The sequence below is a fragment of the Pseudomonas sp. NPDC090592 genome (assembly GCF_044769185.1).
Lineage (GTDB): Bacteria > Pseudomonadota > Gammaproteobacteria > Pseudomonadales > Pseudomonadaceae > Aquipseudomonas.
Map to the genome: position 1 here is coordinate 1 of NZ_JBIVXJ010000043.1, position 24,531 is coordinate 24,531.

A 24,531-nucleotide genomic window follows, 5' to 3' on the forward strand; every position below is an offset into this window, starting at 1 on the left:
TCAAACACTTGGCTCGCTGCGATCTCTCGTAGCGGGAGGCGAATCATACAGCGTTTAGAAGCGCTGTCAACCACCATCTTAACCGCTTGCGATCAGTTGATCGTAGCCCTTTCAGCATCTTCCGAACTATCTAACTCGTTGAATTTCAAGGAGTTTGTCGTTCCGTTGTCGCTGGAAGTGGGGCGCATTATAAGGGGATTCGAGAGGGCGTCAACCTTTAATTTCAAGAAAGTGAAATATAAGGGGAAAAGACCGCATTAAGGCCGCAGGTGCTCGCCACAGCCCTTGCAGCGCCTATGAGATCGAGCGCCGCCCGCGCGGCGCTTCGCGGGACAAGCCCGCTCCCACATTTGTTGCAACGTGACCACGCCTGCGGGTGAGGCGCTGCCCGCCTTGGTGTATGGCTCAAGGCAGATGGGGCGGCGGCAGAGCCACCGAAGAATCGAGCCGGCCCGACAAGGCTGGCAACCATGGCCTGTCAGGTTCGGCACGTTGCAACAAATGTGGGAGCGGGCTTGTCCCGCGAAGCGCCGCGCGGGCGGCGCTCGATCTCACAGGCGCTGCATATGTTGTGGCGGACACCTCAAACCCAACACTATCAATAGACAGGCCCATCGCCGCTCTGCCCCAGCAACAGCCAAAAACCCAAAAACAAAGCGGGGAGGCCTACCGGCCTCCCCGCTTTAGTTACCCGCCTTAAAGGCTAGGGAATGCAAATTGCGATGCTTCATGACTTGCCCGCTGCGGCCAGCGCTGGGTAATCGCCTTGCGACGGGTATAGAAGCGCACCCCGTCCGGGCCATAGGCATGCAGGTCACCGAACAGCGAACGCTTCCAGCCACCAAAGCTGTGATAAGCCACCGGCACCGGCAGCGGTACGTTCACACCGACCATGCCCACTTCGATCTCGTCGCAGAACAGCCGCGCCGCTTCACCGTCACGGGTGAAAATGCAGGTGCCGTTGCCATATTCGTGATCGTTGATCAGCTGCATGGCCTGCTCCAGGCTGTTCACCCGAACCACGCACAGCACCGGGCCAAAGATCTCTTCCTTATAGATGCGCATTTCCGGGGTCACCTTGTCGAACAGGGTGCCACCGACGAAGTAACCATCTTCATTACCGGCTACACGGAAACCACGGCCATCCACCACCAGCCTGGCGCCAGCGGCAATACCGTCATCGATGTAACCCACCACCTTGTCACGCGCAGCTGCAGTTACCAGCGGCCCCATGTCCAGGCCACACGAAGTGCCAGCACCAATCTTCAGCGCCTTGATCTGCGGCTCCAGCTTGGCAATCAGGGCATCGGCTACCTGGTCGCCCACGCAAACCGCCACTGAAATAGCCATGCAACGCTCACCGCACGAACCGTAGGCGGCACCCATCAATGCGCTCACGGCGTTGTCCAGGTCAGCATCGGGCATCAGCACCGCGTGGTTCTTCGCACCACCCAGGGCTTGTACACGCTTGCCGCGCTTGGTGCCTTCGGCATAAATGTACTCGGCGATCGGCGTCGAACCAACGAAGCTCAGTGCCTTCACTTCCGGCGCTTCGATCAGCGCATCCACCGCTTCCTTGTCGCCGTGCACCACGTTGAGGATGCCTTTCGGCAGGCCGGCCTCCAGCAGCAGCTGGGCAATGAACAGCGTCGAGCTTGGATCACGCTCGGAAGGTTTGAGGATGAAGGCGTTACCGCAAGCGATGGCCAGCGGGTACATCCACAGCGGCACCATGGCCGGGAAGTTGAACGGGGTGATACCAGCGACCACTCCCAGCGGCTGGAAGTCGGACCAGGCATCGATGTTCGGGCCGACGTTGCGGCTGTACTCGCCTTTCAACACTTCTGGCGCTGCACAGGCGAACTCGACGTTCTCGATGCCGCGCTTCAGCTCGCCGGCGGCGTCTTCCAGGGTCTTGCCATGCTCCTCGCTGATCATCTGCGAGATCTTGGCTTCGTTCTGCTCCAGCAGTTGCTTGAAGCGGAACATGACCTGGGCGCGCTTGGCCGGCGGGGTGTTGCGCCAGGCCGGGAAGGCTGCCTTGGCAGAATCGATTGCTTCCTGCACGGTCGCGCGGCTGGCCAGCTCGACCTTGCGTACTGCCTGGCCGGTGGACGGGTTGAAGACATCGGCAGTGCGCTCGCCCTTGGTAACCAGCTCGCCGTGAATCAGGTGCTGAACAATGCTCATGCATAACTCCAGATAAAGAAGGTAGAAGCAGGCGCGCTACACATACACGCGCCTGGCATCAAAATCGGAAAGATCAGTCGATCAGGTTCAGGTTTTCGCCCACGGCATCAAACAGGCGATCCAGTTCCTGCGGCGTGGTGTTGAACGTTGGGCCGAACTGCAGGGTGTCGCCACCGAAGCGTACATAGAAGCCTGCCTTCCACAACTTCATCGCCACTTCGTACGGGCGGACGATGGCATCACCGTCACGGGCGGCGATCTGGATGGCGCCGGCCAGGCCATAGTTACGAATATCGACAACGTTCTTGGTGCCTTTCACGCCGTGCAGCAGCTTCTCGAAGTGCGGCGCCAGCTCGGCGGCGGACTGCACCAGGTTTTCCTTCTGCAGCAAGTCCAGCGCGGCGATACCGGCGGCACAGGCGACCGGGTGGGCCGAGTAGGTATAGCCGTGCGGGAATTCCACCGCGTATTCCGGGGTCGGCTGGTTCATGAAGGTCTGGTAGATCTCGCTGCTGGCAATTACCGCGCCCATCGGGATAGCGCCGTTGGTTACCTGCTTGGCGATGCACATCAGGTCCGGAGTAACGCCGAAGGCTTCAGCGCCGGTCATCGCCCCCATGCGGCCGAAACCGGTGATCACTTCGTCGAAGATCAGCAGGATGTTGTGCTGGGTGCAGATTTCACGCAGGCGCTTCAGGTAACCCTTCGGCGGCGGCAGTACCCCGGCCGACCCGGCCAGCGGCTCGACGATGACTGCCGCGATGTTAGAAGCATCGTGCAGCTCGATCAGCTTGAGCATTTCGTCTGCCAGGGCAATACCGCCCTCTTCCGGCATGCCCTTGGAGAAGGCGTTCACCGGCAGCACGGTGTGAGGCAGGTGATCGACATCCAGCAACTGACCGAACAGCTTGCGGTTGCCGTTGACGCCACCCAGGCTGGTACCGGCGATGTTCACACCATGGTAGCCACGGGCGCGGCCGATGATCTTGGTCTTGGTGGCCTGGCCTTTCAGGCGCCAGTAGGCACGTACCATTTTCAGCGCGGTGTCGGCGCACTCGGAACCCGAGTTGGTATAGAAGACGTGATTCAAGTCACCCGGCGTCAGCTCGGTGATTTTTTCCGCCAGCTGGAACGACAGCGGGTGGCCGAACTGGAAGGCAGGGGAATAGTCCAGGGTACCCAGCTGGCGGGTTACCGCTTCGGTGATTTCCTTACGGGTATGCCCGGCACCGCAGGTCCACAGGCCAGACAAGGCATCGAAAATCTTGCGCCCCTGGTCATCGACCAGGTAGTTGCCTTCTGCCGCCACGATCAAACGTGGGTCGCGGTGGAAATTGCGGTTGGCGGTGTAGGGCATCCAGTGCGCATCCAGCTTGAGCTGGCTGGCGATACCGGCTGTAGCGGTTTCGGGCATGTTCATCGGCGGTTCCTCGGAAGACGATTAGGCAACGATGGATCTTGTTGCAGCTAAATTGGCACGCAGATAAAGTCTGAAAAAGACTACATTTCTAATCTTCAGAAAGGCCACGACTAAACTAATGAGCCGACGCCCCGATCCACTCGCCCAAGTCAGCGACTTCGACATCCGCCTGCTGAAGATCTACCGCAGCGTCGTCGAGTGCGGCGGCTTCTCGGCCGCCGAAAACGTACTGGGCATCGGCCGCTCGGCCATCAGCCAGCAGATGAACGACCTCGAACAACGCCTTGGCCTGCGCCTGTGCCAGCGCGGACGCGCCGGCTTTTCGCTAACCGAAGAAGGCCGCGAGGTCTACCATTCAGCCCTGCAACTGCTCAGCGCCCTGGAAAGCTTCCGCACCGAAGTCAACGGCCTGCACCAGCATTTGCGCGGCGAGCTGAACATTGGCCTGACCGACAACCTGGTCACCCTGCCGCACATGCGCATTACCCATGCCCTGGCCGAACTCAAGGACCGCGGCCCCGACGTGCGCATCCAGATCCGCATGATCGCCCCCAGCCAGGTTGAACACGGTGTGCTCGACGGCAGCCTGCATGTGGGCGTGGTCCCCCAGACCAGCCCGCTGTCGGGCCTTGAATACCAGCCGTTGTACAGCGAACGTTCGCTGCTTTATTGCGCCGTTGGCCATCCGCTGTTCTATGCCGATGACCTGCAGATCGATGACCAACGCCTCAACAGCCAGGAAGCCATCACCCCAACCTTCCGCCTGCCGGCCGAGGTTCAGGCCCATTACCAGGCGCTTAATTGCACGGCCAGTGCTTCGGACCGCGAAGGCATGGCGTTCCTGATCCTCACCGGGCGCTATATCGGCTACCTGCCAGACCATTACGCCATGTTCTGGGTGCAGCAAGGCCGCTTGCGTGCCCTCAAGCCTCAGCAGCGCTTCTATGACTTGAGCCTCAGTTGGGTAACACGCAAAGGCCGGCGGCCTAACCTGGTGCTGGAAAGCTTCCTCGAGAGCCTGGCTGCGACACGTTGATGCCAGTCTCTGCCGCAAATGCTTGTCACTTCGGCGCAGGCAGGTAATCTTGTCCGACAGCCGCAGCCACTGACCCGTACGGAATCGTCCATGACCCTAGAAGTCCCTGCGCACCGCCTCTCTGCCTCGGGCAAGCCCGCAGGCCGCATTCGCCAGAAGAACGAACAGGCCATTATCCAGGCCGCCGAGGACGAATTCGCCCGCCATGGTTTCAAGGGCACCAGCATGAATACCATCGCCCTCAAGGCGGAGTTGCCCAAGGCCAACCTGCATTATTACTTCACCAACAAGCTGGGCCTGTACATTGCCGTGCTCAGCAACATCATCGAGTTGTGGGACAGCACCTTCAACGCCTTGAGCGTCGAGGACGACCCAGGGGAAGCCCTGAGCCAGTACATCCGCACCAAGATGGAGTTCTCGCGGCGCAACCCGCAGGCCTCGCGCATTTTCGCCATGGAAGTGATCAGCGGTGGCACCTGCCTGACCGAGTACTTCAGTGCCGACTATCGCGAATGGTTCCGCGGCCGGGCTGCCGTGTTCCAGGCCTGGATCGACGCCGGCAAGATGGACCCGGTCGACCCGGTGCACCTGATCTTCCTGCTCTGGGGCAGTACCCAGCACTACGCTGACTTCGCCACCCAGATCTGCCAGGTCACCGGCCGCAGCCGCCTGACCAAGCAAGACATGGAAGACGCGAGCAACAACCTTATCCACATCATTCTGAAGGGCTGCGGCATCAAGCCGGCTGTGTGACCGTCATTTATGCCTTCTACCCTGCTTGACCTCTGCGAATACCGCGAGGAAATTCGCAAAAGCCGCTTCATTACCCTCGCCGGGCCGATCAGCAGTGCCGCCGAAGCGATGAGCTTCATCGAACGCCACAGCGACCTGGCCGCCACCCACAATTGCTGGGCCTGGAAGCTTGGCGCGCAGTACCGCAGCAGCGATGACGGCGAACCCGGCGGCACTGCCGGGCGGCCGATTCTGGCAGCCATCGAGGCGCAGGACTGCGACCAGGTGGTGGTGCTGGTGATCCGTTGGTATGGCGGTATCCAACTGGGTACCGGCGGCCTGGCCAGAGCCTATGGCGGCGGTGCCAACAAGTGCCTGCAGCAGGCGCCCAAGCGGCTGCTGGTGCAGCGCAGCGAATTCACCTGCAGTTGCAGTTTCAGCGAACTGGCACTGGTGAAGTTGCGCCTGGCTGAGGTTGATGGCCTGGTGCTGGATGAACAATTCACGGCCAATGGCGTCGACCTGCTGATTGCGCTCGGCGACGCCCACCTGGCACCGCTACAGCAGCAACTGGCCGACCTGAGCCGCGGGCGCATCCTGCTCGAAGCACGCTGAACATTGCCCACAACAACTGTGGGCCGGGCTGTGGATAAGCTTGGGGCAGCCCCTTGCAGCCTGCGACTCTAAAGGCCTACAGCGCTTTGATCATATTTTGATCACCGTTTGATGACAGCCGCAAACTGCTGAAAGGTGGAGAGTTATCCCCAACATGCAGCCAAGCCAGCTTCCCAGTAGCCTTCTGGGCTTGCACACAATAACTGTGGACCAGCCTGTGGATAACCCGTGCGCCAACAGGCGAAGCGCCCGGTCAGGCAAGGGTGCGGCGCGACTGATCGTTTTTTAGCCAGGCGGCGGGCAAGGCTTGAGATTGCCGGGGCTGCTTTGCAGCCCTTTCGCGACACAAGGCCGCTCCTACAAGAGTACGCGATCCCCTGTAGGAGCGGCCTTGTGTCGCGAAAGGGCCGCAAAGCGGCCCCCGGTTGCACTATGCTCAATTCCTTTTCCTGAACCGATAAAGGAATGTTCCAATGGCTAATTCAAAAACCGCATTGATCATCGGCGCCTCCCGCGGGCTTGGCCTGGGCCTGGTGCAACGCCTGCACGAAGACGGCTGGAACATCACCGCCACCGTCCGCAACCCGCAGCAACCCGGTGCACTGGCGGACGTACCCGGCGTGCGCATCGAGCAGCTGGAAATGAACAACACCGCCCAACTCGATGGCCTGCAGCAGCGCCTGCAAGGCCAGGTGTTCGACCTGGTGTTCGTCAACGCCGGTGTCATGGGCCCCCTGCCGCAAGACCTGGAGGCGGTAAGCAACAACGACATCGGCGACCTGTTCATGACCAACGCCGTTGCACCGATCCGCGTCGCCCGCCGCCTGGCTGGCCAGGTACGTGAAGGCAGCGGCGTGCTGGCCTTCATGAGCTCGATCCTGGGCAGCGTGACTATCCCCGACGGGGGTGAAATCTGCCTGTACAAAGCCAGCAAAGCCGCGCTGAACTCAATGATCAACAGCTTCGTCGTCGAACTGCAGCGCCCCGACCTTTGCGTGCTGGCCATGCACCCTGGCTGGGTTAAAACCGACATGGGCGGCGAAAACGCCGAAATCGACGTGCTCACCAGCACCCGCGGCATGCTCGACCAGATCAACGCACAAAGCGGCAACGGCGGCCTGCGCTTCATCAACTACAAGGGTGAACCCTTGGTCTGGTGATTCACCGGGTCGCAGCCTGGCCGGGCGCAATGCCCGGCCAGGCCCTGTAGAATGGCGGCAACCGTACCTGATTGAGAAACCCCTATATGTATGACTGGTTGAACGCCCTGCCCAAGGCCGAACTGCACCTGCACCTGGAAGGCTCACTGGAGCCCGAGTTGCTGTTCGCCCTGGCCGAGCGCAACAAGATCGCCCTGCCCTGGGGCGATGTGCAGGCCCTGCGCAGCGCCTATGCCTTCAACAACCTGCAAGAGTTCCTCGACCTGTATTACCAGGGCGCCGACGTGCTGCGCACCGAGCAGGACTTCTACGACCTGACCTGGGCCTACCTGCAACGCTGCAAGGCGCAGAACGTGATTCACACCGAACCGTTCTTCGACCCGCAAACCCACACCGACCGCGGCATCCCCTTCGAAGTGGTGCTCAATGGCATCAATCAGGCGCTGAAGGATGGCCGCGAGCAACTGGGTATCAGCAGTGGCCTGATCCTCAGCTTCCTGCGCCACCTCAGTGAAGAGGAAGCGCAAAAAACCCTCGACCAGGCTTTGCCGTTCCGCGATGCGTTCATCGCCGTTGGCCTGGACAGCTCGGAAATGGGCCACCCGCCGAGCAAGTTCCGGCGCGTGTTCGACCGTGCCCGCAGCGAAGGCTTCGTCGCCGTTGCCCATGCCGGTGAAGAAGGCCCGCCCGAGTACATCTGGGAAGCGCTGGACCTGCTGCACATCAAGCGTATCGACCATGGCGTGCGCGCCATCGAGGACGAGCGCCTGATGCAACGCATCATCGAGGAACAGATCCCGCTCACGGTGTGCCCGCTGTCCAACACCAAGCTCTGCGTGTTCGACCACATGAGCCAGCACAACATCCTCGACATGCTCGAGCGCGGCGTGAAAGTCACAGTCAACTCGGACGACCCGGCCTACTTCGGCGGCTACGTCACGGAAAACTTCCACGCCCTGCACACCCACCTGGGCATGACGCAAGACCAGGCCCGACGCCTGGCGCAGAACAGCCTGGATGCCCGGTTGGTCTGATTGAAGGACGGCGTTGCGTTCACCCGACCTGCAACGTCGCCACGCGGGCGATGCGATTGATCTGCTGGATACCCAGCGCCGAGATATGCAGTGCCCGCGTGTCCTCTGCCTCACGCATCCAGCCAGATTGCAGGAACAGCCTGAACAAAGCCTGGCCCAGCACGCCCCCCAGGTGCGGCGCCTGGTCGTTCCACTCGGTGCAGCGGCAGATCACACAGCCGCGTTGCTGGTCTGGCGCCAGGGCATCGATGTAAACCCCGACAAGCGCCAATTGCGCTCGTCCCTCATCACTCACCATCAGTTGCCTGCCGCTGCCCTCCAGCCAACCGGCCACTATCATGCGGTGATACAACTCACCGGCCATCTCACCGCCCAGGTGGTCACCGCAGCGGCGCGCCCTGCGCATCGACATGGGCAGCGGTGATGCAGGCGCCTTGGCCCGCTCGCCCCTGGCGCTTTGCAGTTGCACGCTGGCCAGGGCCTCGACCGCCGCCCCTACCTGCGGGGTCGCCAGCCGGAAATAGCGTTTGCGGCCCCGTGCTTCATGCCTGAGCAAACCCGCCGACGACAGCAGCGAAAGATGAGCGCAAGCTGAAGACGACGTCAGGCCGGTCATAATTGCAAGTTCATTGGCCAGCCGTGGCGTACCGTCAATCAATGCCCACAACATGGCACTGCGTTTGGGGTCGGCCATCAGGCTGGCGATCTGGCTGATACTGCTGGCTGCGTTCATGTCCTTGTAACTCCCTGCAAGTTCACGGTGTGGATGCGATGGCCAACCCTGGCAGGGAAGCCCCTCTCGCTGGCACTGGCCTGGTTCGCCAGTATAAGCCGCTACAAACGTCGCTCAGACGGCGACGCGCCGCAGCTTTTGCGTCAAAAGCCACTGGGTATGCCTACCCATGGCAAGCAGTGAACAGGTACCGAAAAGTGGCGCGAGTCCCGGTCAGCCAGCGCGCCGATAGCACTCGCCAGCGTGCTGAAATATCTTGATGAAAAAAGGCTTGCTGCAATTTCAGATACGGCCCACAGCCGTCTTCCGTAAATAGCGCGAGATAAAGCGAAGGTTCCACAGACTAGCGGGCGTTACGCCCTTCGACCGTCAGTCAGGACACTGAGCCAGCTCATGGCAGCTGGGGAAGGCGGCGCTACACTTGAGCGGCTCCCCCCTCTGGAGGTATGCCGCGATGAAAATTGTCGTCAGTGCATCGAGCCGCAACCCTGCCTGCCCCTGGCAGGTCCAGCTCGATCAACACGTGGTCAGTTTCCGCAGCGAGGCCGAGGCGCGGGCCTTTGTCGCCACGCTGGAAACCCGCCTGCAGGCACCTCACCCGCTCATGCGGGACGCTTGGCCTGCAAGCGCCGGGTCAGCAGCGCGACACTGACCGCCAGTGCCCCGCACAGGCTGATCACCAGCGCCATCGGCACCGCACTGCCATCATGCAGCAGCCCGACCAGCGCCGCCGCGCCTGCGGCGACGCTGAACTGCACGCAGCCCATCAATGCCGAGGCGCTGCCGGCCCGTGCACCCTGCCCGCTCATGGCGCATGCAGAGGCATTTGGGATGATGCAGCCAAGGCTGGCAATGCAGACGAACAGCGGCACCAGCAACGGCCACAGCTGCGTTGGCCGCAGCGCCGCCACGCCCAGCAGCACCAGGCCCGCAGCCAGATACAGCCACACCGCACGCGCCAGCAGGAAAGCCGGCCCACGCTTGGCCAGCAAGCGGGCATTCACCTGTGCCACCAGGATAAAGCCCGCAGCATTGCTGCCGAAGAACCAGCCGTAGTGCTCGGCCGGTACGTCATAAAGCTTGATGAACACGAAAGGCGAACCGGCGATGTAGGCAAACATACCGGCGATGGCGATACCACCGGTCAAGGCATGGCCCAGGAACACCCGGTCAGCCAGCAGGCGCAGATACTGGCGCAGCGCACCGGACAGCGGCTGACGCGGTATGTGCGCAGGCAGGCTTTCCGGCAGGCCCAGGCTGACCGCCAGCAGGCAGCCTGCACTGAACAGGCTCAGTACCAGGAAGATCGACTGCCACCCGGCCAGGTTGACCAACACCCCACCCAGCATCGGTGCCAGGATCGGCGCCAGGCCCATCACCAGCATCAGTTGCGAAAACACCTTGGCCGACGCCACCGGGTCGCACTTGTCGCTGACGATGGCCCGCGACAGCACCATGCCGGCACAACCGCCCAATGCCTGGACGAAGCGCGCCAACACCAGGGTGTCGAGGTTAGGGGCGTAGGCACAGGCCAGTGACGCCAGGGTGAACAGGGTCACCCCGAACATCAGCGGTTTGCGGCGCCCAAAGCGGTCAGCAACCGGCCCGTAGCCCAACTGGCCGATGGACAGGCCCAGGAAGTAGGCGGCCAAGGTGGCCTGCACGTGTTTTTCATCGGTAGCGAACGCCTGTGCCATGGCCGGGAAGGCGGGCAGATAGAAGTCGATCGCCAAGGGCCCGAACGCACTGAGTGCGCCCAGGATGAGCACCATTCGCAGGTTCATCAGGAATCCATAGCAGGCTAAGCAAGTGGGTGATTCTACCTGCTGTGGACCCCATCAGTATGAAAACATTTGCAACAAACCAGGTAAGCCTTCAGGCAAGTTCGGCCTGGTAACCTTCATCCCGGATAGCCGTAAGAATCTGCTCCTGGGCCAACTCACTCTGCACGCGCACCTGTTTAGCCGCCAGGTCGATCTCGACCTTGGCCGCAGCATCCTGCTCCTGCACTGCCCGGGTCACGGCTTTCACGCAATGGCCACAGGTCATGCCTTGTACATTGAACACTTGCATGGGGGACTCTCCTTCAGGTTTTCAACAAGTCTCAAGCTTGCCATCGGGGCAAGGTCAAGCACTGCCAACAACAGCCGGGCTGGCAATCCGCGGCGGCGTCGGCCAAGCTTCGCGTTTGACGATCAGGCAAGCAGGAGACTTTTCATGTTCAGGGCAGCATTGGGCGTCGTCGGGCTATTGAGCACGCTGGCTGCGGTGCCACCGGCCAGCGCCGAGGGCAACTCGGACTACAGCGTACTGATCATTTCCCGGGAGCGCCTGGAGGTGGCCACCAGCTGCGAAATTGGCGTCTACCTCAACGACCAGCTCTCCGGGCGCGTGTTCCAGGAGCAATCCACCTCGTTCAACCTGCCACCCGGCCCGGTGGATGTGCGTCTGCGCCTGCTACCAGGGCAGATGCCAGGCTGTGCAGCGGGCATCGAAGACCAACGCAGTACACGTTTGAACCTGCAGGCGGGCCAGATCAACAAATACCGCATCGCCATGGGGCAACATGGGCTGGAGTTGAAGCGAGCCGGCCTGGGCTATTGACCTTACCTGGGTGGCAAGGTTGATGCTGGAGGCCTGTCCAAGGAGGAGAGCCATGCCCGCATCCACCACTTACGACCTGCCGATCTCCGGCATGACCTGCGCCAGCTGTGCCGGCCGAGTCGAGCGCGCCTTGCGCAAGGTCACCGGCGCTGAACAGGTCAGCGTCAACCTCGCCACCGAACAGGCCCGGGTCCAGGCCCCGGCCAACAGCCTGCCCGCCCTGGTCGACGCCGTGCGCGAAGCCGGCTACGGCGTGCCCACCCGTACCGTCGAACTGCAGATTGGCGGCATGACCTGCGCCAGTTGCGTCGGGCGCGTAGAGCGCGCCCTGGGCAAGTTGCCCGGGGTCGAGCAGGTCAGCGTCAACCTGGCCAGCGAACGCGCGCACCTCGAGGTGCTCGCTGCCCTCGACAACCATCTGCTGATCGCCACCGTTGAAAAAGCCGGCTACAGCGCCAGCTTGCCGCAAGCGGCCAACAACGACCAAAGCACTGCCCAACGCCGCTTGCGCAATGAGCGCTTGGCAGTCGGGGCAGCCTTGCTGCTGGCCCTCCCGCTGGTCTTGCCAATGCTCGTGCAGCCGTTCGGCCTGCACTGGATGTTGCCGGCGTGGGCGCAGTTCCTGCTGGCCACGCCGGTGCAGTTCATTCTCGGCGCCCGCTTTTATGTAGCGGCCTGGAAGGCCGTGCGCGCCGGTGCCGGCAACATGGACCTGCTGGTGGCCCTGGGCACCAGCGCCGGGTACGGCCTGAGCCTGTATCATTGGGCACAGGCCCCCGCCGGCATGGTCCCGCACCTGTACTTCGAAGCCTCCGCAGTGGTCATTGCCCTGGTGTTGCTGGGCAAGTACCTGGAAAGCCGTGCCAAGCGCCAGACCGCCAGTGCCATCCGCGCCCTCGAAGCCCTACGCCCGGAACGGGCCTTGCGTGTGGTCGATGGCCGGGAGGAAGACGTGGCCATCGCCCAGTTGCGCCTGGGTGACCTGGTCCTGGTCAAGCCCGGCGAGCGCTTCCCGGTCGATGGTGTGGTCGAAGACGGCAGCAGCCATGCCGATGAGGCCCTGATCAGCGGCGAGAGCCTGCCGGTGCCCAAGCAACCTGGCGACAACGTAACCGGCGGCGCCATCAATGGCGAAGGCCGGTTGCTGGTACGCACCCAGGCGCTGGGCACCGAAACCGTGCTGGCCCGAATCATCCGCCTGGTCGAAGACGCCCAAGCCGCCAAGGCGCCGATCCAGAAACTGGTCGACCGGGTCAGCCAGGTGTTCGTCCCAGCCGTACTGGTGCTGGCCCTGATCACCCTGACCGGCTGGTGGCTGGCCGGCGCACCACTGGAAACAGCGCTGATCAACGCTGTTGCCGTGCTGGTCATCGCCTGCCCCTGCGCCCTGGGCCTGGCCACGCCTGCAGCAATCATGGCCGGAACCGGGGTAGCCGCCCGCCACGGCATCCTGATCAAGGACGCCGAAGCCCTGGAGCGTGCCCATGCGGTGAACCGTGTGGTCTTCGACAAGACCGGTACCCTTACCTCCGGCAGCCCGCGGGTGGTCCACAGCCAGGCGCAGGCAGGCAGCAGCGCCGACCTGCATCGCTTGGCCGGCGCCCTGCAGCGCGGCAGCGAGCACCCACTGGCCAAAGCGGTGCTGGATGCCTGCGCCGAACAAGGGCTGGACGTGCCGAGCGTTACCGACAGCCAGTCGCTGACCGGGCGTGGCATCGCCGGGCGCGTGGAGGGCCGCGAGCTGGCGCTGGGCAACCGCCGCCTGCTCGACGAAAGCGCCCTGCAACCCGGCGACCTGGCTGCCAAGGCCCAAGCCTGGGAAGCCGAGGGGCGCACCCTGTCGTGGCTGATCGAACGCGGCGCGCAACCGCGTGTGCTGGGCCTGTTCGCCTTTGGTGACAGCCTCAAGCCCGGTGCTGCGCAAGCCATCGACACCCTGCATGCACAACACATCACCAGCCACCTGCTGACCGGCGACAACCGCGGCAGCGCCAAAGTGGTTGCCGATGCCCTGGGCATCGACGACGTGCACGCCGAAGTGCTGCCCGCCGACAAGGCGGCTACCGTGGCCGCGCTCAAGCAGGATGGCGTGGTCGCAATGGTCGGCGATGGCATCAACGATGCCCCGGCACTGGCCGCCGCCGACATCGGCATTGCCATGGGTGGCGGTACCGACGTGGCCATGCAGGCCGCCGGTATCACCCTGATGCGCGGCGACCCACGCCTGGTGCCGGCAGCCCTGGAGATCAGCCGCAAGACTTATGCGAAGATTCGCCAGAACCTGTTCTGGGCGTTCATTTACAACCTGGTTGGTATCCCGCTGGCCGCGCTGGGTTACCTCAACCCGGTACTGGCTGGCGCCGCCATGGCCCTGTCCAGCGTCAGCGTGGTCAGCAACGCGCTGTGGCTCAAAGCGTGGAAACCCACCAGCAGCAACCAGGAGACACCATGAATATCGGCCAGGCCGCCCGCCGCAGCGGGCTCAGCACCAAGATGATCCGCTACTACGAATCCATCGGCCTGCTAAAGCCTGCCACACGCAGTGACAGCGGCTACCGCCTGTACCAGGCCGAAGACTTGCACAGCCTGGCCTTCATCAAGCGCTCCCGTGACCTGGGCTTTTCCCTCGAAGAGGTCGGCAAGCTGCTGACCCTGTGGCAGGACCGCCAACGAGCCAGCGCCGATGTGAAGGCGCTGGCCCTGCAGCACATCGATGAGCTGAACCGGCGTATCGAGGAATTGGTGAGCCTGCGCGATACCCTTGGCGAGCTGGTTTCGCATTGCCAGGGAGACGACCGCCCGGACTGCCCGATCCTCAAGGACCTGGCCAACGGTGCTGCTGGCAGCTGTTGTCACTGAACTGTCAGCAGGGTTTGGTATGCCATATACGTCCAAACGCGACCGAATAGTCACCAAGTACGACTTAATCCAATAAATACGGGCGTTTTCCTACATAAAACCCGGATGCTGCCGATGCAGTTGCTACCTGCCTCGTGTGTCGACAATAAAAATTTCGGGAGCGTCGATGAGCATCAAACAGAAACTGACCTGGGCATTCGCGGTCATCGCCGGCTTGCCCATCGTCCTTGTGGCCACCCTGGTGGTCCTCAACCTGCGTGGTGAAGCCCGCGACGGATTCCTCGACGGCAGCAGCCGGGAAATCCGCCAGGTCAGCAACGCGATGAACATCTTCTTCCAGGGTATCAACCAGAACGTCGAGTACCTGGCTGCGCAACCCATGGTCGCCGCCACCGGCAGCAACCTGAACAAGTTCACCAGCGCCAACCCGTCCTACGAACTGGGCGAGCAGGACAAGCAACTGCTGGACTTCTTCACCCGCCTGGCAGACTCGCACCCAAACTACGCCTACGTATCCTACGGGGTCAGTGACGGTGGCTATGTCGGCTGGCCGGCCGGGCAAAAGTTCGTCAACTACGACCCGCGTCCACGCCCTTGGTACCAGCTGGCCATGGCCAACCCGGGCAAGACCGTGCGCACCGGCGCCTACTACTGGGCCGCCGACGACGCGGTGCTGGTCAGCACCGTGCGCGCCGTCGCCAACCAGCTTGGCAACCCCGGTGGTGTGGTCAACATTGACGTGTCGCTCAAGGGCCTGACTGAAATCGTCAAGCAGATCAAGCTGGGCGAAAGTGGCTACCTGATGCTGGTGGAAAGCAACGGCAACGTGATGGTCGACCCACGCGACGCCGGCCACAACTTCAAGCAACTGGCGAGCTTTGGCGACGGCTATGCCGAGTTGGCCAAGGCCGGCAAAGGCCTGGTCGAGGTCGAGCTCAATGGCGTGCGCTTCATGGCCAACGTCTACCCCGACGAGCAACTGGGCTGGACCTTCATCGGCCTGATCGAACAAAGCGAAGTGATGCAGACCACTACCCGGCTAACCTGGCTGATCGGCGCCATCGCCGTGGTGCTGGCCGCGTTGTTCGCCGTAGTCGGAGCGGCCTTCGCCAAGCTGATCGTGCGCCCGATCAACAGCGTTACCAACGGCCTGGAAGACATTGCCCAAGGCGAAGGTGACCTGACCCGCAACCTGGAAATCCGTGGCCGCGACGAAACCGCGCAACTGGCCAGCTGGTTCAACCAGTTCCTGGGGGCCATTCGTAGCCTGATTCAGCACATCGGTGCGGCCGCCGGCAAGATCCTCAGCACCTCCACCAGTTCAACCCGTGTCTCCAGCGACATGGCCGAGGCCGCAGGCCGCCAGCGCGAAGCCGTGGACATGGTGTCCACCGCCTTCCATGAAATGGTCGCCACCGCCAACGAAGTGGCTCGCTCATGCAGCCAGGCGGCGCAATCGGCCGACAGCGGCCAGCAGCAGGCCCGTGAAGGCCAGCAGCAGATTGATGCTGCGGTAAACAGCGTCGATCGCCTGAGCCAGGAAATTGAACAGTCGGCGCAGTCGATCCAGCAACTGGAGCGCGACAGTAACGCTATCCAGTCGATCCTCGGCACCATCCGCTCGATTGCCGAGCAAACCAACTTGCTGGCACTGAACGCCGCCATCGAAGCGGCCCGAGCGGGTGAACAGGGCCGCGGCTTTGCCGTGGTGGCAGACGAAGTGCGGGCACTGGCCAAGCGCACGGCCGACTCCACCGCAGAAATCGACGGCCTGCTGGGCAACCTGGCCAGCCGCACGGCCGAAGTGGCCGAGCAGATGCATGCCAGCCTGGAAGTGTCGCAGCAATCGGTGAGCCGCATTGGCCTGGCCCGCGACAGCTTCGGGCAGATCCGGGAGTCGGTGGACGTGATCCGCGACATGAACACGCAGATCGCCACGGCAGCCGAGGAACAGCACCAGGTGGCCGAGGACATCAACCGGCACATCAGCCAGATCCACGGGGATGCGCAGCTGGTAGCCGAACTGGCCCAGGCGGCCCGCCACGACTCCGAGAGCCTGGCAGGGCTATCCAATGAGCTGGATGCGCTGGTGCGCAGGTTCCGTACCTGATTGATGCACTACCTGTACCGGCCCTATCGCTGGCAAGCCAGCTCCCACAGGACCCCGCTGCCCTCAAGGGCTGTGCAGTACCTGTGGGAGCTGGCTTGCCAGCGATAGGGCCTGTACAGGCTGCACAATACCTAGAGCTTCAACTCCCCCGGAGTCGCCCCAAACAACTGCTTGAACGCTGCAATGTAGGCCGAGGTGGAGTCATACCCACACCCCAGCGCCGCCTCGGTCACACTCTCCCCCGCCTCCAGCAACGCCAGCGACGACAGCAACCGCATACGCTGGCGCCAGCTACGAAAGCTCAACCCGGTCTCCCGCTGAAACAGCCGCATCAGTGTCTTCTCCGAACACCCCAGCTCCCGCGCCCACTGCTGCAACGTCTGCGCCTGGTCCGGCGAGGCGATCAAACCGTTGCACAGCGCCAGTAACCCCGGGTGGCGTGGCAACGGTAGCGAGAACCCGACCTCAGGCAAGGTCCGCAACTGGTCAAGCAGCACTGCCACCAGGCGCGCCTCGGCGCTGTCACCCTCGGGGTAATCCGCCGGGAACAGGCAGAACTGCTTGATCAGCTCGCGCGCCAGCGGCGTCACTTCCAGCACCCGGCATTGCGCCGGCGCCCACGGGCAGGCATCGCGGCGCACGTACAGGCTGCGCATCTCGGCTTGCATCGATGTGACCACTTCGTGCTCGGCATCGGCAGGGATCCACACGCCCCACTGGGGCGGAGCAAAGTAACTGCCGTCATGGGTGTAAATGCCAAGTACGCCACTGATGGCGTAGGAAAACTGCACCCAGTCGTGCTGGTGCCGAGTAGTCCAGGACCCCGCGCCGAGGCTTTCGGCACGGGCATAGAGGGGCCTGGGCAGATGGTCCAGCGCTGGAATGGCGCGGGGGTGTCCGATGATCGGCATGGTGGCTTCTTGTAGTTCTGAGCAGACAAGCCTAACAGCTCACTTATAGTCCAGTCAGGCGCAGTCCCGATGTGGGAGACTTTTATTCAAACCTGAAAGCCTGCGCGATCCCTGTGGGAGCGGGCTTGCCCGCGAACACCGGCAAAGCCGGTGCCATCCACTGCGTTGCCTGTTTCGCGGGCGCGCCCGCTCCCACAGGAAGTCCGGTCATCGCTCAACGATGACCGTGACCCCCTGCCCACCCGCCGCACAAATCGATATCAACCCTCGCCCCTTCCCCGCGGTCGCCAGCAACTTCGCCAGGTTGGCCAGTATCCGCCCGCCAGTCGCCGCAAACGGGTGCCCGGCCGCCAGCGAGCTGCCTTTTACATTCAGCTTGCTGCGGTCAATCGCCCCAAGCGGTGCCTCCAGCCCCAACCGCTCCCGACAGTAGTCAGCATCTTCCCAGGCCCTGAGCGTGCACAGCACCTGGGCAGCGAAAGCTTCGTGAATCTCGTAGTAGTCAAAGTCCTGCAACGTCAGGCCGTTGCGCGCCAGCAAGCGCGGCACGGCATACACGGGCGCCATCAACAGCCCTTCGCGACCGCTGACGAAGTCCACCGCTGCCGTCTCACCATCAACCAGATAGGCCAGCACCGGCAGCCCTTGCTGCGCTGCCCATTCTTCGCTGCCCAGCAGCAGCAGCGAAGCACCGTCGGTCAGCGGCGTGGAGTTGCCGGCAGTCAACGTGCCCAGCCCACTTCGGTCGAAAGCGGGCTTGAGCCTGGCCAACTGCTCAAGGGTCAGGTCCGGGCGCAGGTTGTTGTCGCGGGTGAGCGATAGAAACGGCGTCAGCAGGTCATCCTGCCAGCCTTCGGCATAGGCGGCAGCCAGCTTCTGGTGGCTGTGCAGTGCCAGTTCATCCTGCTCGGCGCGGCCTATGCGCCAGGCCTGGGCCATGCGCTCGCAATGCTCGCCCATCGACAGCCCGGTGCGCGGTTCGCCATTGCGTGGCAACTCGGGCTTCAGGTGGTGAGGTCGCAGTTGCAGGAAGGGTTTCAGCCGCTCGCCCAGGTTCTTGCCACGGTTCGCCGCTAGCAGGATATGGCGCAAACCTTCGCTGACCGCAATCGGCGCATCCGAGGTGGTGTCCACCCCGCCGGCAATACCGCTGTCGATCTGCCCCAGGGCAATCTTGTTGGCCACCAGCAGCGCCGCCTCAAGCCCCGTGCCACAGGCTTGCTGGATGTCATAGGCCGGCGTCTGCGGCGACAGGCGCGAACCCAGCACACATTCGCGGGTCAGGTTCATGTCCCGCGAGTGCTTCAGCACCGCACCCGCCACCACCTCACCCAGCCGCAGCCCATGCAGGCGGTAGCGTTCAATCAGCCCTTCGAGGGCGACGGTGAGCATCGCCTGGTTGCTGGCCGTGGCGTAGGCGCCATTGGAGCGGGCAAAGGGGATTCGGTTGCCGCCCAGGATCGCGACCCGGCGAAGTGAACGCATGTGCTTGTTCCTCCTGAAACATTTTGATCCGTACAGCCTAGGTGTTTTTACCGCGTTCGAACGACCTTGCCACAAAGTTGGTCCACACTTTCAAGCTTGCCTTTGCGGAGACCCACTCATGAGCGATCGCTACCTCGGTTTTGCCAACTCCAACCTCGGCCGCCGCCTCGTGGATGCCCTTGGCCTGCCACGCCCGGCGCCACTGGAGCGCTGGCAGGCCGGCCGCCTGCGCCCGGTGGAGGGGGCCCTGGTACTGGGTGGCGGGCCACTGGCAAGCCAGGTGGAAGCCATCGCTCCACGCCTGACCGACGAGGTTTACCGCTTCAATGCCGACAACCTTCAGGCCGACGCCTGGGTGGCCGGCCTGGGGCCGAAAATCCAGGCCGTGGTGTTCGATGCCAGTCATTTGTCCGACAGTGATTCACTGAAGCAGTTGCGCGAATTTTTCCAGCCGTTGTTGCGTAGCCTGGCGCCCTGTGCCCACGTGGTGGTGCTGGGCCGTGCGCCGGAAAGCCTCGACAATCCGCTGGCCAGCGTTGCCCAGCGGGCCCTTGAAGGCTTCAGCCGCTCGCTGGCCAAAGAACTGCGCAATGGCGCGACGGCCCAGCTGCTGTATGTCGCGACCGGTGCCGAGAACCAGCTGGAGGGTGCCCTGCGCTTCTTCCTTTCGCCCAAAAGCGCGTTCATCTCTGGCCAGGTACTGCGCCTGGACGCCTGCACCCAGCAGGTGGAGGACTGGACCCGCCCGCTGGCCGGCCGCCGCGCGCTCATCACCGGGGCAGCGCGCGGCATCGGCGCTGCCATTGCCGAAACCCTGGCACGGGACGGCGCCGATGTGCTGCTGCTCGATGTGCCGCCAGCCAGCCAGGACCTCGACGCCCTTGCCGCACGCCTGGGCGGCAAGGCATTGCCACTGGATATCTGTGCCAGCGACGCGGCAACGCAACTGCTCGCGGCCCTGCCCGACGGCATCGTGGTGCACAACGCTGGCATCACCCGCGACAAGACCTTGGCCAACATGACGCCGGACTACTGGGACGCGGTCATGGCGGTCAACCTCAAGGCACCGCAAGTACTGACCCAGGCGCTGTATGACAACGGCGCACTGGGCGAAAACGCGCGCATCACCCTGCTGGCCTCGGTCAGTGGCATCGCCGGCAACCGCGGTCAGGCCAACTATGCCGCAAGCAAGGCCGGGCTGATCGGCCTGGCCCAGGCCTGGGCACCCCGCCTCGCCGAGCGTGGTGGCAGCATCAACGCAGTGGCCCCCGGCTTTATCGAAACCCACATGACAGCCGCCATGCCCATGGGCCTGCGCGAAGCCGGGCGGCGCCTTAGCTCGCTGGGCCAGGGGGGGCGCCCACAGGACGTCGCCGAAGCCATCGCCTGGCTCAGTCAACCTGGCTCCGGCGCGGTGAACGGCCAGGTGCTGCGGGTGTGCGGCCAAGCATTGATGGGGGCCTGAGCATGAGCCGACACTGGCAAGACCTGCACAGCCCGGCGTCGCGCGCCAGCCTGTACCTGCGTGCAGCACGCAAGCGCGCGATCAGCGGTGACCGCCTGCCGGACGATGGCCTGCGCTGCTTCATCCGGGTTCAGCCGGGCAACCTGAGCGCCTATCGCAAGCTCTGCCACTTTCCCGACGATGGCCGCCTGCCGGGCACTTACCCCCATGTCATGGCGTTCACGTTGCAGTTGCAGTTGATGACCGCCCCGGGTTTCCCCTTTCCGCTGCTGGGCCTGGTGCATCTGTACAACCGCATCGAAGTCCTGCGCCCGCTTGGCGGTATCGAAGGGCTGCGTTTCTCGGTGCACGCACACAACCTGCAACCCCATGCCAAGGGCGGCACCTTCGACCTGGTCACCGAAGCCGAAGATGGCATCGGCCTGCTCTGGCGCGAAACCAGCCGCATGCTGGTGCGCGGGCTGAAGCTGGAGGGCGAAGCAGCGGCCCCGGCCGAAGATGAGCCTGCGCCATTGCAGGAGGCCACCCGCTGGTACGCCGACAGTGACATCGGCCGGCGTTATGCCAAGGTGTGCGGGGACTACAACCCTATCCACCTCAGTGCCGCCAGTGCCCGGCTGTTCGGCTTCCCCACGGCCATTGCCCATGGCATGTGGAGCAAGGCCATGGCGCTGGCGGCACTGCGTGGGCACCTGCCGCACAGCGGCTATGCCTTTGAAGTGGACTTCCGCAAACCGGTGCGGTTGCCGTCGGAGGTGGTGCTCAGTGCCAGTGAGGCGGGGCCTGCCGGAGCGCTGCGGCTCGATGGGCACGGAGACATACTGCATATGTCAGGACAGTGGGGTCCCCTGTAGGAGCGGCCATGTGTCGCGATCGGGCCGCAAGGCGGCCCCAGCAATTTCAGCGGCGAAGCTGAAACCCGGGGGCCGCTGTGCGCCCCATCGCGACACAAGGCCGCTCCTACAGGGACCGTGCAAGCCCTGGTGTTATGCGCTTGCTTTGCATCGGGCCTGGGCAGAAGCTATGCAGCATTAGGAGACCCCCGATGAACCTGCAAGAACTCACCCAACGCCTGCACCAGATCCGCGACAACAACGACTGGCGCGGCTTCCACAGCCCGAAGAACCTGGCCATGGCCGCCAGCGTCGAAATGGCCGAGCTGGTGGAAATTTTCCAATGGCTGAGCGAAGACGAATCGCGCCAGCTGCCTGACGACAAACTGGCCCACGTTGGCCAGGAAGTCGGTGACGTAGTGCTTTACCTGTTGCTGCTGTGCAGCGAACTGGGCCTGGACATGGACCAGGTGGTGCGGGCCAAGCTGGCCGACAGCGAGAGGCGCTTCGCCCGATGAACGACCGTCACTTCGATGAACTGGCCACCCGCTTTGCAGAGAAGATCTACGGTGGCGCCAAAGGTGCGATCCGCCTGGCCGTGCTCCAGGCCGACCTGGCCGAGGCACTGCCCGACCGCCCCCTGCGCATCCTCGACATCGGTGCCGGGTTGGGCCACATGGCCTTGTGGCTGGCCCAGCGTGGCCATCACCTGACCCTGGCCGAACCCGCCGCCCCCATGCTTGACGGCGCCCGGGCACGCTTCGCCGAGGCCGGCCAGGCCGCCACGTTCATCCAGGCCCCCTGGCAAGACCTGCTTGGCCAGCTCACCGAACCCTACGACCTGGTGCTGTGCCACGCCGTGCTCGAATGGCTGGCAGAACCGGAAAGCATCCTGCCCGTACTGCACCAGCTCACGGCGCCCGGCGGGTGGCTGTCACTGGCCTTCTACAACCGCGACGCACTGGTCTATCGCAACCTGCTCAAGGGCCATTTCCGCAAGTTGCGCAGCAACCGGCTGGAAGGCGAAAAACAGAGCCTGACCCCACAAAAACCGCTTGATCCACGCGAACTCAAGGCGCAACTTGACCCTATGTGGCAGGTTGAAAGCGAGAGCGGTGTGCGGGTTTTCCACGACTACATGCCCAAAGAGTTCCAGGGCAAGGCCGAGCTGCTCGACCTGCTGGAAATGGAACTGGCCTACCGCCGTCACCCAGGCTTCGCCGGGCTTGGCCGCTACCTGCACTGGGTGTGCCGCCCCCGCTAACCCGCCCCGCCGGGAGGAATACATGCCGTACCGTCTGTTGTGCCTGGCCCTGCTGCCGCTTGCCTTGGCTGGCTGCCAGGGCAGCAACCCCTACGTAGCCAGCAGCCGCCCGTTGCCGCCGGCCCCCGCCCAGGCGGCCAACACCTTCGACAGCAGTGCCTACCCGGCACCCGCCCGGGATTACGGGCGCTACCGCAGCTGGAGCTGGCGCAACGGCCAACTGCCCAGCGGCTCGGCCAATGCCGACCCGGCGCAACTGGCCGATGCCGTCAGCGGCGCACTCGACCAGCATGGCCTGCGCCCTGCCCGAGGGGCATCCGGCGACCTGCTGGTAAGCGCCGACATGCGCCTGGAAAAACGCTTGCGCCAGGTGCGTGACTACGACACCTACGACCCCTACTACGGGCCCTACCCTTACGGCGGCGTCGGCTATGGCGGTTATCGGCATGGCTACGGGGGTTATGCCAGCGTGCCCATCGTGCGCACCTACGAGGTGGAGGTGATGGTGGTGCGCATCGACCTGTACGACGCCCGCAGCGGCCAGCCGGTGTGGAGCGCCAGCGCCGAAAGCGGCAGCGACAAGGACTCGCCGCGTGAACGCGAAAGCGCCCTGCGCGATTCTGTGCACAAGGCGCTGAGCGGCTATCCTCCCAGTTAACGCTTAACGGAGAACCATCATGTTGCGCCGTCTCGTTCTACTGTCATTCGCGTTATTGCTCGCCGCCTGCTCCAGCAATAACGTCCAGCAGGATTTCGATGCCAGCCGCGATTTTGCCGCCTACCGCAGCTGGGCGTGGCAAGAGCCGGGCCTGCAGTACCGCCCGGACGACCCGCGCATAAAAAGCGACCTCACCGAGCAGCGCATCCGCCAGGCGGTCGCGGACCAGCTCGACCAACGCGGCCTGCGCCCTGTCCAGCCTGGCGCGCGGCCTGATCTGGGCGTGCGCGCGTACCTGATCGTCGAGCAACGCCAGCAACAGATCACCACCAACTACGGCGGTGGTTGGGGTGGTTATTGGGGCGGTTACTGGGGTGGGCCGATGTACAACGAAACCCGCAGTGTCGACTACAAGGTCGCCACCATTCAGGTGGACATGTTCGACGGGCGTGACGGCAAGCTGGTATGGCGCGGCAGTGCCGAGCAAATCATGAACAACTACCCGCCAAGCCCGGAAGAACGCAACAGCGCCATTCACAACACCGTGACCAAGGTGCTGGCCAACTACCCGCCGGGTAGCAAGAAGTAAAGTTTAAAACTTGATATCGCTACGCGCCGCGGTCCCCTGTGGGAGCGGGCTTGCCCGCGAAGCAGACGCCGCGGTGGATGGCATGGGCATCGCCCGTGTTCGCGGGCACGCCCGCTCCCACATGAATGGTGTCAGGAACGACAAAATCGATTCCGACTACGCCTTTTTCCCCTTCCCGACCACTCGTCCGCCGGTTCCCGTCTATCTTCACTTAAGGAAACCTGACTGACCGGGTAGATGTGTTCAACATTTGGGAAAGGCGACCTGCCAATGCAAAGCATTGTTCTCCTGCTGTGGCTTGCCTTGTGCTCCGAACAGGATGTGCGTCAACGCCAGATATCCAACCTGCTGACCTTGGGCGTGGCAACTGGCGCGCTGGTCTGGCTGTTCGCCACCGGCCACAGCTGGATCGGGGCCGATGCCAGCGATGCTGGCTGGGCTCTGGCCATCGTCATGCTGCTCACGTTGCCTGGCTACATGCTTGGCCGTTTTGGTGCCGACGATGTCAAGCTGATGGGCGCCCTGGCCCTGGCCACCAGCCCGCAATACGTGCTCGGCACCTTCATCGGCGCCGGCGTCAGCGTGCTGGTGTGGCTCCTTACCCGCCAGCGCCTGTGGACCCTGCTCAACCCTAAAGTGAAGAAGCGCTTGCAGGCCCTGACCGAAGAAATGGGCGACAAACAGGCATTCGTACCCTACGTGTTATCAGGTTTTCTTCTAACTGCCGTATGGATCCAATAGTCACTCCTGTGGTCCGAATCCTTGTACACGCCTTGTACATAATCGCAAAGTAGGACTATTTTTAAGCTGCCAGAGCGTCTGGCCCGGGAGCA

At 63.4% G+C, this 24,531-nt stretch carries 25 protein-coding genes and 1 pseudogene; 19 read left to right on the top strand and 7 right to left on the bottom strand.

The features are described from left to right. Nucleotides 1-261 (top strand): hypothetical protein (locus ACIQUI_RS26400; RefSeq protein ID WP_403203675.1); only part of this gene is annotated, 261 nt, incomplete at its 5' end. A gap of 435 nt (nucleotides 262-696) precedes the next feature. Here ACIQUI_RS26400 and ACIQUI_RS26405 read toward each other — a convergent pair. Continuing rightward, nucleotides 697-2,190, bottom strand: coding sequence for a CoA-acylating methylmalonate-semialdehyde dehydrogenase (locus ACIQUI_RS26405; protein WP_403203677.1), 1,494 nt, complete (start codon nucleotides 2,188-2,190; stop codon nucleotides 697-699). 73 nt (nucleotides 2,191-2,263) lie between these two features. Beyond that, nucleotides 2,264-3,610: an aspartate aminotransferase family protein gene (locus ACIQUI_RS26410; protein ID WP_403203679.1), complete on the bottom strand. Its 1,347-nt coding sequence runs from the start codon at nucleotides 3,608-3,610 to the stop codon at nucleotides 2,264-2,266. 118 nt (nucleotides 3,611-3,728) lie between these two features. Between ACIQUI_RS26410 and ACIQUI_RS26415 the strand changes: the two genes are divergently transcribed. The 5 genes from ACIQUI_RS26415 to ACIQUI_RS26435 all read left to right on the top strand — a co-directional run bounded on the left by ACIQUI_RS26415 (nucleotide 3,729) and on the right by ACIQUI_RS26435 (nucleotide 8,187). Next, nucleotides 3,729-4,646, top strand: coding sequence for a LysR family transcriptional regulator (locus tag ACIQUI_RS26415; protein WP_403203682.1), 918 nt, complete (start codon nucleotides 3,729-3,731; stop codon nucleotides 4,644-4,646). A 90-nt stretch (nucleotides 4,647-4,736) separates the two neighbouring features. Further along, on the top strand, nucleotides 4,737-5,399 hold the full coding sequence (locus tag ACIQUI_RS26420; RefSeq protein ID WP_043198725.1) for a TetR/AcrR family transcriptional regulator: 663 nt from the start codon (nucleotides 4,737-4,739) through the stop codon (nucleotides 5,397-5,399). A gap of 9 nt (nucleotides 5,400-5,408) precedes the next feature. Then, nucleotides 5,409-5,993 (top strand): YigZ family protein, encoded by a 585-nt coding sequence (locus tag ACIQUI_RS26425; RefSeq protein WP_012270359.1) that lies wholly within the window; start codon nucleotides 5,409-5,411, stop codon nucleotides 5,991-5,993. A 473-nt stretch (nucleotides 5,994-6,466) separates the two neighbouring features. After that, entirely contained in the window at nucleotides 6,467-7,153 is a 687-nt protein-coding gene (locus tag ACIQUI_RS26430) for an SDR family oxidoreductase (protein ID WP_403203684.1), read from the top strand. A gap of 86 nt (nucleotides 7,154-7,239) precedes the next feature. After that, the gene (locus tag ACIQUI_RS26435; protein WP_403203686.1) at nucleotides 7,240-8,187 is read left to right on the top strand and encodes an adenosine deaminase; all 948 of its coding nucleotides are present in this window, start codon (nucleotides 7,240-7,242) and stop codon (nucleotides 8,185-8,187) included. Between the two features lie 19 nt (nucleotides 8,188-8,206). Here ACIQUI_RS26435 and ACIQUI_RS26440 read toward each other — a convergent pair whose 3' ends face one another. After that, on the bottom strand, nucleotides 8,207-8,920 hold the full coding sequence (locus ACIQUI_RS26440; RefSeq protein ID WP_403203688.1) for a transcriptional regulator: 714 nt from the start codon (nucleotides 8,918-8,920) through the stop codon (nucleotides 8,207-8,209). Nucleotides 8,921-9,374: 454 nt separating this feature from the next. On the opposite strand from ACIQUI_RS26440, the gene ACIQUI_RS26445 reads away from it, so the two are divergent. Beyond that, on the top strand, nucleotides 9,375-9,572 hold the full coding sequence (locus ACIQUI_RS26445; protein WP_080640992.1) for a hypothetical protein: 198 nt from the start codon (nucleotides 9,375-9,377) through the stop codon (nucleotides 9,570-9,572). On the opposite strand, the gene ACIQUI_RS26450 is transcribed toward ACIQUI_RS26445, so the two are convergent. Next, the gene (locus ACIQUI_RS26450) at nucleotides 9,523-10,704 is read right to left on the bottom strand and encodes a multidrug effflux MFS transporter (RefSeq protein WP_403203690.1); all 1,182 of its coding nucleotides are present in this window, start codon (nucleotides 10,702-10,704) and stop codon (nucleotides 9,523-9,525) included. The two genes, ACIQUI_RS26445 and ACIQUI_RS26450, sit on opposite strands and share 50 nt — an antisense overlap. A gap of 91 nt (nucleotides 10,705-10,795) precedes the next feature. After that, on the bottom strand, nucleotides 10,796-10,993 hold the full coding sequence (locus ACIQUI_RS26455; protein WP_012270354.1) for a heavy-metal-associated domain-containing protein: 198 nt from the start codon (nucleotides 10,991-10,993) through the stop codon (nucleotides 10,796-10,798). 144 nt (nucleotides 10,994-11,137) lie between these two features. Here ACIQUI_RS26455 and ACIQUI_RS26460 point away from each other — a divergent pair, with 144 nt between their 5' ends. The 5 genes and pseudogenes from ACIQUI_RS26460 (at nucleotide 11,138) to ACIQUI_RS26480 (ending at nucleotide 16,493) form a co-directional block, all read left to right on the top strand. Then, entirely contained in the window at nucleotides 11,138-11,524 is a 387-nt protein-coding gene (locus ACIQUI_RS26460) for a hypothetical protein (RefSeq protein WP_403203693.1), read from the top strand. Between the two features lie 52 nt (nucleotides 11,525-11,576). Then, nucleotides 11,577-13,976, top strand: a complete 2,400-nt coding sequence (locus ACIQUI_RS26465; RefSeq protein ID WP_403203695.1) for a heavy metal translocating P-type ATPase — start codon at nucleotides 11,577-11,579, stop codon at nucleotides 13,974-13,976. Further along, entirely contained in the window at nucleotides 13,973-14,383 is a 411-nt protein-coding gene (gene cueR / locus ACIQUI_RS26470) for a Cu(I)-responsive transcriptional regulator (RefSeq protein WP_391130849.1), read from the top strand. The genes ACIQUI_RS26465 and cueR overlap by 4 nt, the downstream gene beginning before the upstream one ends. Nucleotides 14,384-14,705: 322 nt before the next feature. Next, a pseudogene (locus ACIQUI_RS26475) lies at nucleotides 14,706-15,635 on the top strand (sensor histidine kinase); the annotation flags it as partial. A gap of 129 nt (nucleotides 15,636-15,764) precedes the next feature. Beyond that, the gene (locus ACIQUI_RS26480) at nucleotides 15,765-16,493 is read left to right on the top strand and encodes a methyl-accepting chemotaxis protein (RefSeq protein WP_391131145.1); all 729 of its coding nucleotides are present in this window, start codon (nucleotides 15,765-15,767) and stop codon (nucleotides 16,491-16,493) included. Between the two features lie 131 nt (nucleotides 16,494-16,624). Here ACIQUI_RS26480 and ACIQUI_RS26485 read toward each other — a convergent pair whose 3' ends face one another. Beyond that, a complete protein-coding gene (locus ACIQUI_RS26485; protein ID WP_403203697.1) occupies nucleotides 16,625-17,404 on the bottom strand; it encodes an AraC family transcriptional regulator in 780 nt (259 codons plus the stop codon). Nucleotides 17,405-17,611: 207 nt separating this feature from the next. Then, on the bottom strand, nucleotides 17,612-18,889 hold the full coding sequence (locus ACIQUI_RS26490; protein ID WP_403203699.1) for an acetyl-CoA C-acetyltransferase: 1,278 nt from the start codon (nucleotides 18,887-18,889) through the stop codon (nucleotides 17,612-17,614). Nucleotides 18,890-19,007: 118 nt separating this feature from the next. Between ACIQUI_RS26490 and ACIQUI_RS26495 the strand changes: the two genes are divergently transcribed. The 7 genes from ACIQUI_RS26495 (at nucleotide 19,008) to ACIQUI_RS26525 (ending at nucleotide 24,439) form a co-directional block, all read left to right on the top strand. After that, nucleotides 19,008-20,354 carry a 3-oxoacyl-ACP reductase gene (locus tag ACIQUI_RS26495; protein WP_403203701.1) on the top strand — a complete coding sequence of 449 codons (1,347 nt, stop codon included), beginning with the start codon at nucleotides 19,008-19,010 and terminating at the stop codon, nucleotides 20,352-20,354. A gap of 2 nt (nucleotides 20,355-20,356) precedes the next feature. Further along, nucleotides 20,357-21,208: a MaoC family dehydratase gene (locus tag ACIQUI_RS26500; protein WP_403203703.1), complete on the top strand. Its 852-nt coding sequence runs from the start codon at nucleotides 20,357-20,359 to the stop codon at nucleotides 21,206-21,208. Between the two features lie 191 nt (nucleotides 21,209-21,399). After that, nucleotides 21,400-21,705: a MazG-like family protein gene (locus tag ACIQUI_RS26505; RefSeq protein ID WP_391130864.1), complete on the top strand. Its 306-nt coding sequence runs from the start codon at nucleotides 21,400-21,402 to the stop codon at nucleotides 21,703-21,705. Continuing rightward, the gene (locus tag ACIQUI_RS26510) at nucleotides 21,702-22,451 is read left to right on the top strand and encodes a methyltransferase (RefSeq protein WP_403203706.1); all 750 of its coding nucleotides are present in this window, start codon (nucleotides 21,702-21,704) and stop codon (nucleotides 22,449-22,451) included. Before ACIQUI_RS26505 ends, ACIQUI_RS26510 begins: the two co-directional genes overlap by 4 nt. 22 nt (nucleotides 22,452-22,473) lie before the next feature. Beyond that, complete coding sequence (locus tag ACIQUI_RS26515; RefSeq protein WP_403203708.1) at nucleotides 22,474-23,109, top strand: DUF4136 domain-containing protein; 636 nt, start codon at nucleotides 22,474-22,476, stop codon at nucleotides 23,107-23,109. A 19-nt stretch (nucleotides 23,110-23,128) separates the two neighbouring features. Next, nucleotides 23,129-23,698 carry a DUF4136 domain-containing protein gene (locus tag ACIQUI_RS26520; protein WP_391130871.1) on the top strand — a complete coding sequence of 190 codons (570 nt, stop codon included), beginning with the start codon at nucleotides 23,129-23,131 and terminating at the stop codon, nucleotides 23,696-23,698. Nucleotides 23,699-23,968: 270 nt separating this feature from the next. Continuing rightward, nucleotides 23,969-24,439, top strand: coding sequence for a prepilin peptidase (locus tag ACIQUI_RS26525; RefSeq protein ID WP_403203710.1), 471 nt, complete (start codon nucleotides 23,969-23,971; stop codon nucleotides 24,437-24,439). The last annotated feature ends 92 nt before the right edge of the window (nucleotides 24,440-24,531 follow it).

Coding starts and splice junctions, on each gene's coding strand:
- ACIQUI_RS26515 (WP_403203708.1), top strand. CDS start 22,474: ATGCCGTACCGTCTGTTGTGCCTGGCCCTGCTGCCGCTTGCCTTGGCT.
- ACIQUI_RS26480 (WP_391131145.1), top strand. CDS start 15,765: ATGGTGTCCACCGCCTTCCATGAAATGGTCGCCACCGCCAACGAAGTG.
- ACIQUI_RS26495 (WP_403203701.1), top strand. CDS start 19,008: ATGAGCGATCGCTACCTCGGTTTTGCCAACTCCAACCTCGGCCGCCGC.
- ACIQUI_RS26420 (WP_043198725.1), top strand. CDS start 4,737: ATGACCCTAGAAGTCCCTGCGCACCGCCTCTCTGCCTCGGGCAAGCCC.
- ACIQUI_RS26405 (WP_403203677.1), bottom strand. CDS start 2,190: ATGAGCATTGTTCAGCACCTGATTCACGGCGAGCTGGTTACCAAGGGC.
- cueR (WP_391130849.1), top strand. CDS start 13,973: ATGAATATCGGCCAGGCCGCCCGCCGCAGCGGGCTCAGCACCAAGATG.
- ACIQUI_RS26500 (WP_403203703.1), top strand. CDS start 20,357: ATGAGCCGACACTGGCAAGACCTGCACAGCCCGGCGTCGCGCGCCAGC.
- ACIQUI_RS26465 (WP_403203695.1), top strand. CDS start 11,577: ATGCCCGCATCCACCACTTACGACCTGCCGATCTCCGGCATGACCTGC.
- ACIQUI_RS26460 (WP_403203693.1), top strand. CDS start 11,138: ATGTTCAGGGCAGCATTGGGCGTCGTCGGGCTATTGAGCACGCTGGCT.
- ACIQUI_RS26435 (WP_403203686.1), top strand. CDS start 7,240: ATGTATGACTGGTTGAACGCCCTGCCCAAGGCCGAACTGCACCTGCAC.
- ACIQUI_RS26485 (WP_403203697.1), bottom strand. CDS start 17,404: ATGCCGATCATCGGACACCCCCGCGCCATTCCAGCGCTGGACCATCTG.
- ACIQUI_RS26410 (WP_403203679.1), bottom strand. CDS start 3,610: ATGAACATGCCCGAAACCGCTACAGCCGGTATCGCCAGCCAGCTCAAG.
- ACIQUI_RS26510 (WP_403203706.1), top strand. CDS start 21,702: ATGAACGACCGTCACTTCGATGAACTGGCCACCCGCTTTGCAGAGAAG.
- ACIQUI_RS26430 (WP_403203684.1), top strand. CDS start 6,467: ATGGCTAATTCAAAAACCGCATTGATCATCGGCGCCTCCCGCGGGCTT.
- ACIQUI_RS26490 (WP_403203699.1), bottom strand. CDS start 18,889: ATGCGTTCACTTCGCCGGGTCGCGATCCTGGGCGGCAACCGAATCCCC.
- ACIQUI_RS26520 (WP_391130871.1), top strand. CDS start 23,129: ATGTTGCGCCGTCTCGTTCTACTGTCATTCGCGTTATTGCTCGCCGCC.
- ACIQUI_RS26505 (WP_391130864.1), top strand. CDS start 21,400: ATGAACCTGCAAGAACTCACCCAACGCCTGCACCAGATCCGCGACAAC.
- ACIQUI_RS26445 (WP_080640992.1), top strand. CDS start 9,375: ATGAAAATTGTCGTCAGTGCATCGAGCCGCAACCCTGCCTGCCCCTGG.
- ACIQUI_RS26415 (WP_403203682.1), top strand. CDS start 3,729: ATGAGCCGACGCCCCGATCCACTCGCCCAAGTCAGCGACTTCGACATC.
- ACIQUI_RS26455 (WP_012270354.1), bottom strand. CDS start 10,993: ATGCAAGTGTTCAATGTACAAGGCATGACCTGTGGCCATTGCGTGAAA.
- ACIQUI_RS26450 (WP_403203690.1), bottom strand. CDS start 10,704: ATGAACCTGCGAATGGTGCTCATCCTGGGCGCACTCAGTGCGTTCGGG.
- ACIQUI_RS26425 (WP_012270359.1), top strand. CDS start 5,409: ATGCCTTCTACCCTGCTTGACCTCTGCGAATACCGCGAGGAAATTCGC.
- ACIQUI_RS26525 (WP_403203710.1), top strand. CDS start 23,969: ATGCAAAGCATTGTTCTCCTGCTGTGGCTTGCCTTGTGCTCCGAACAG.
- ACIQUI_RS26440 (WP_403203688.1), bottom strand. CDS start 8,920: ATGAACGCAGCCAGCAGTATCAGCCAGATCGCCAGCCTGATGGCCGAC.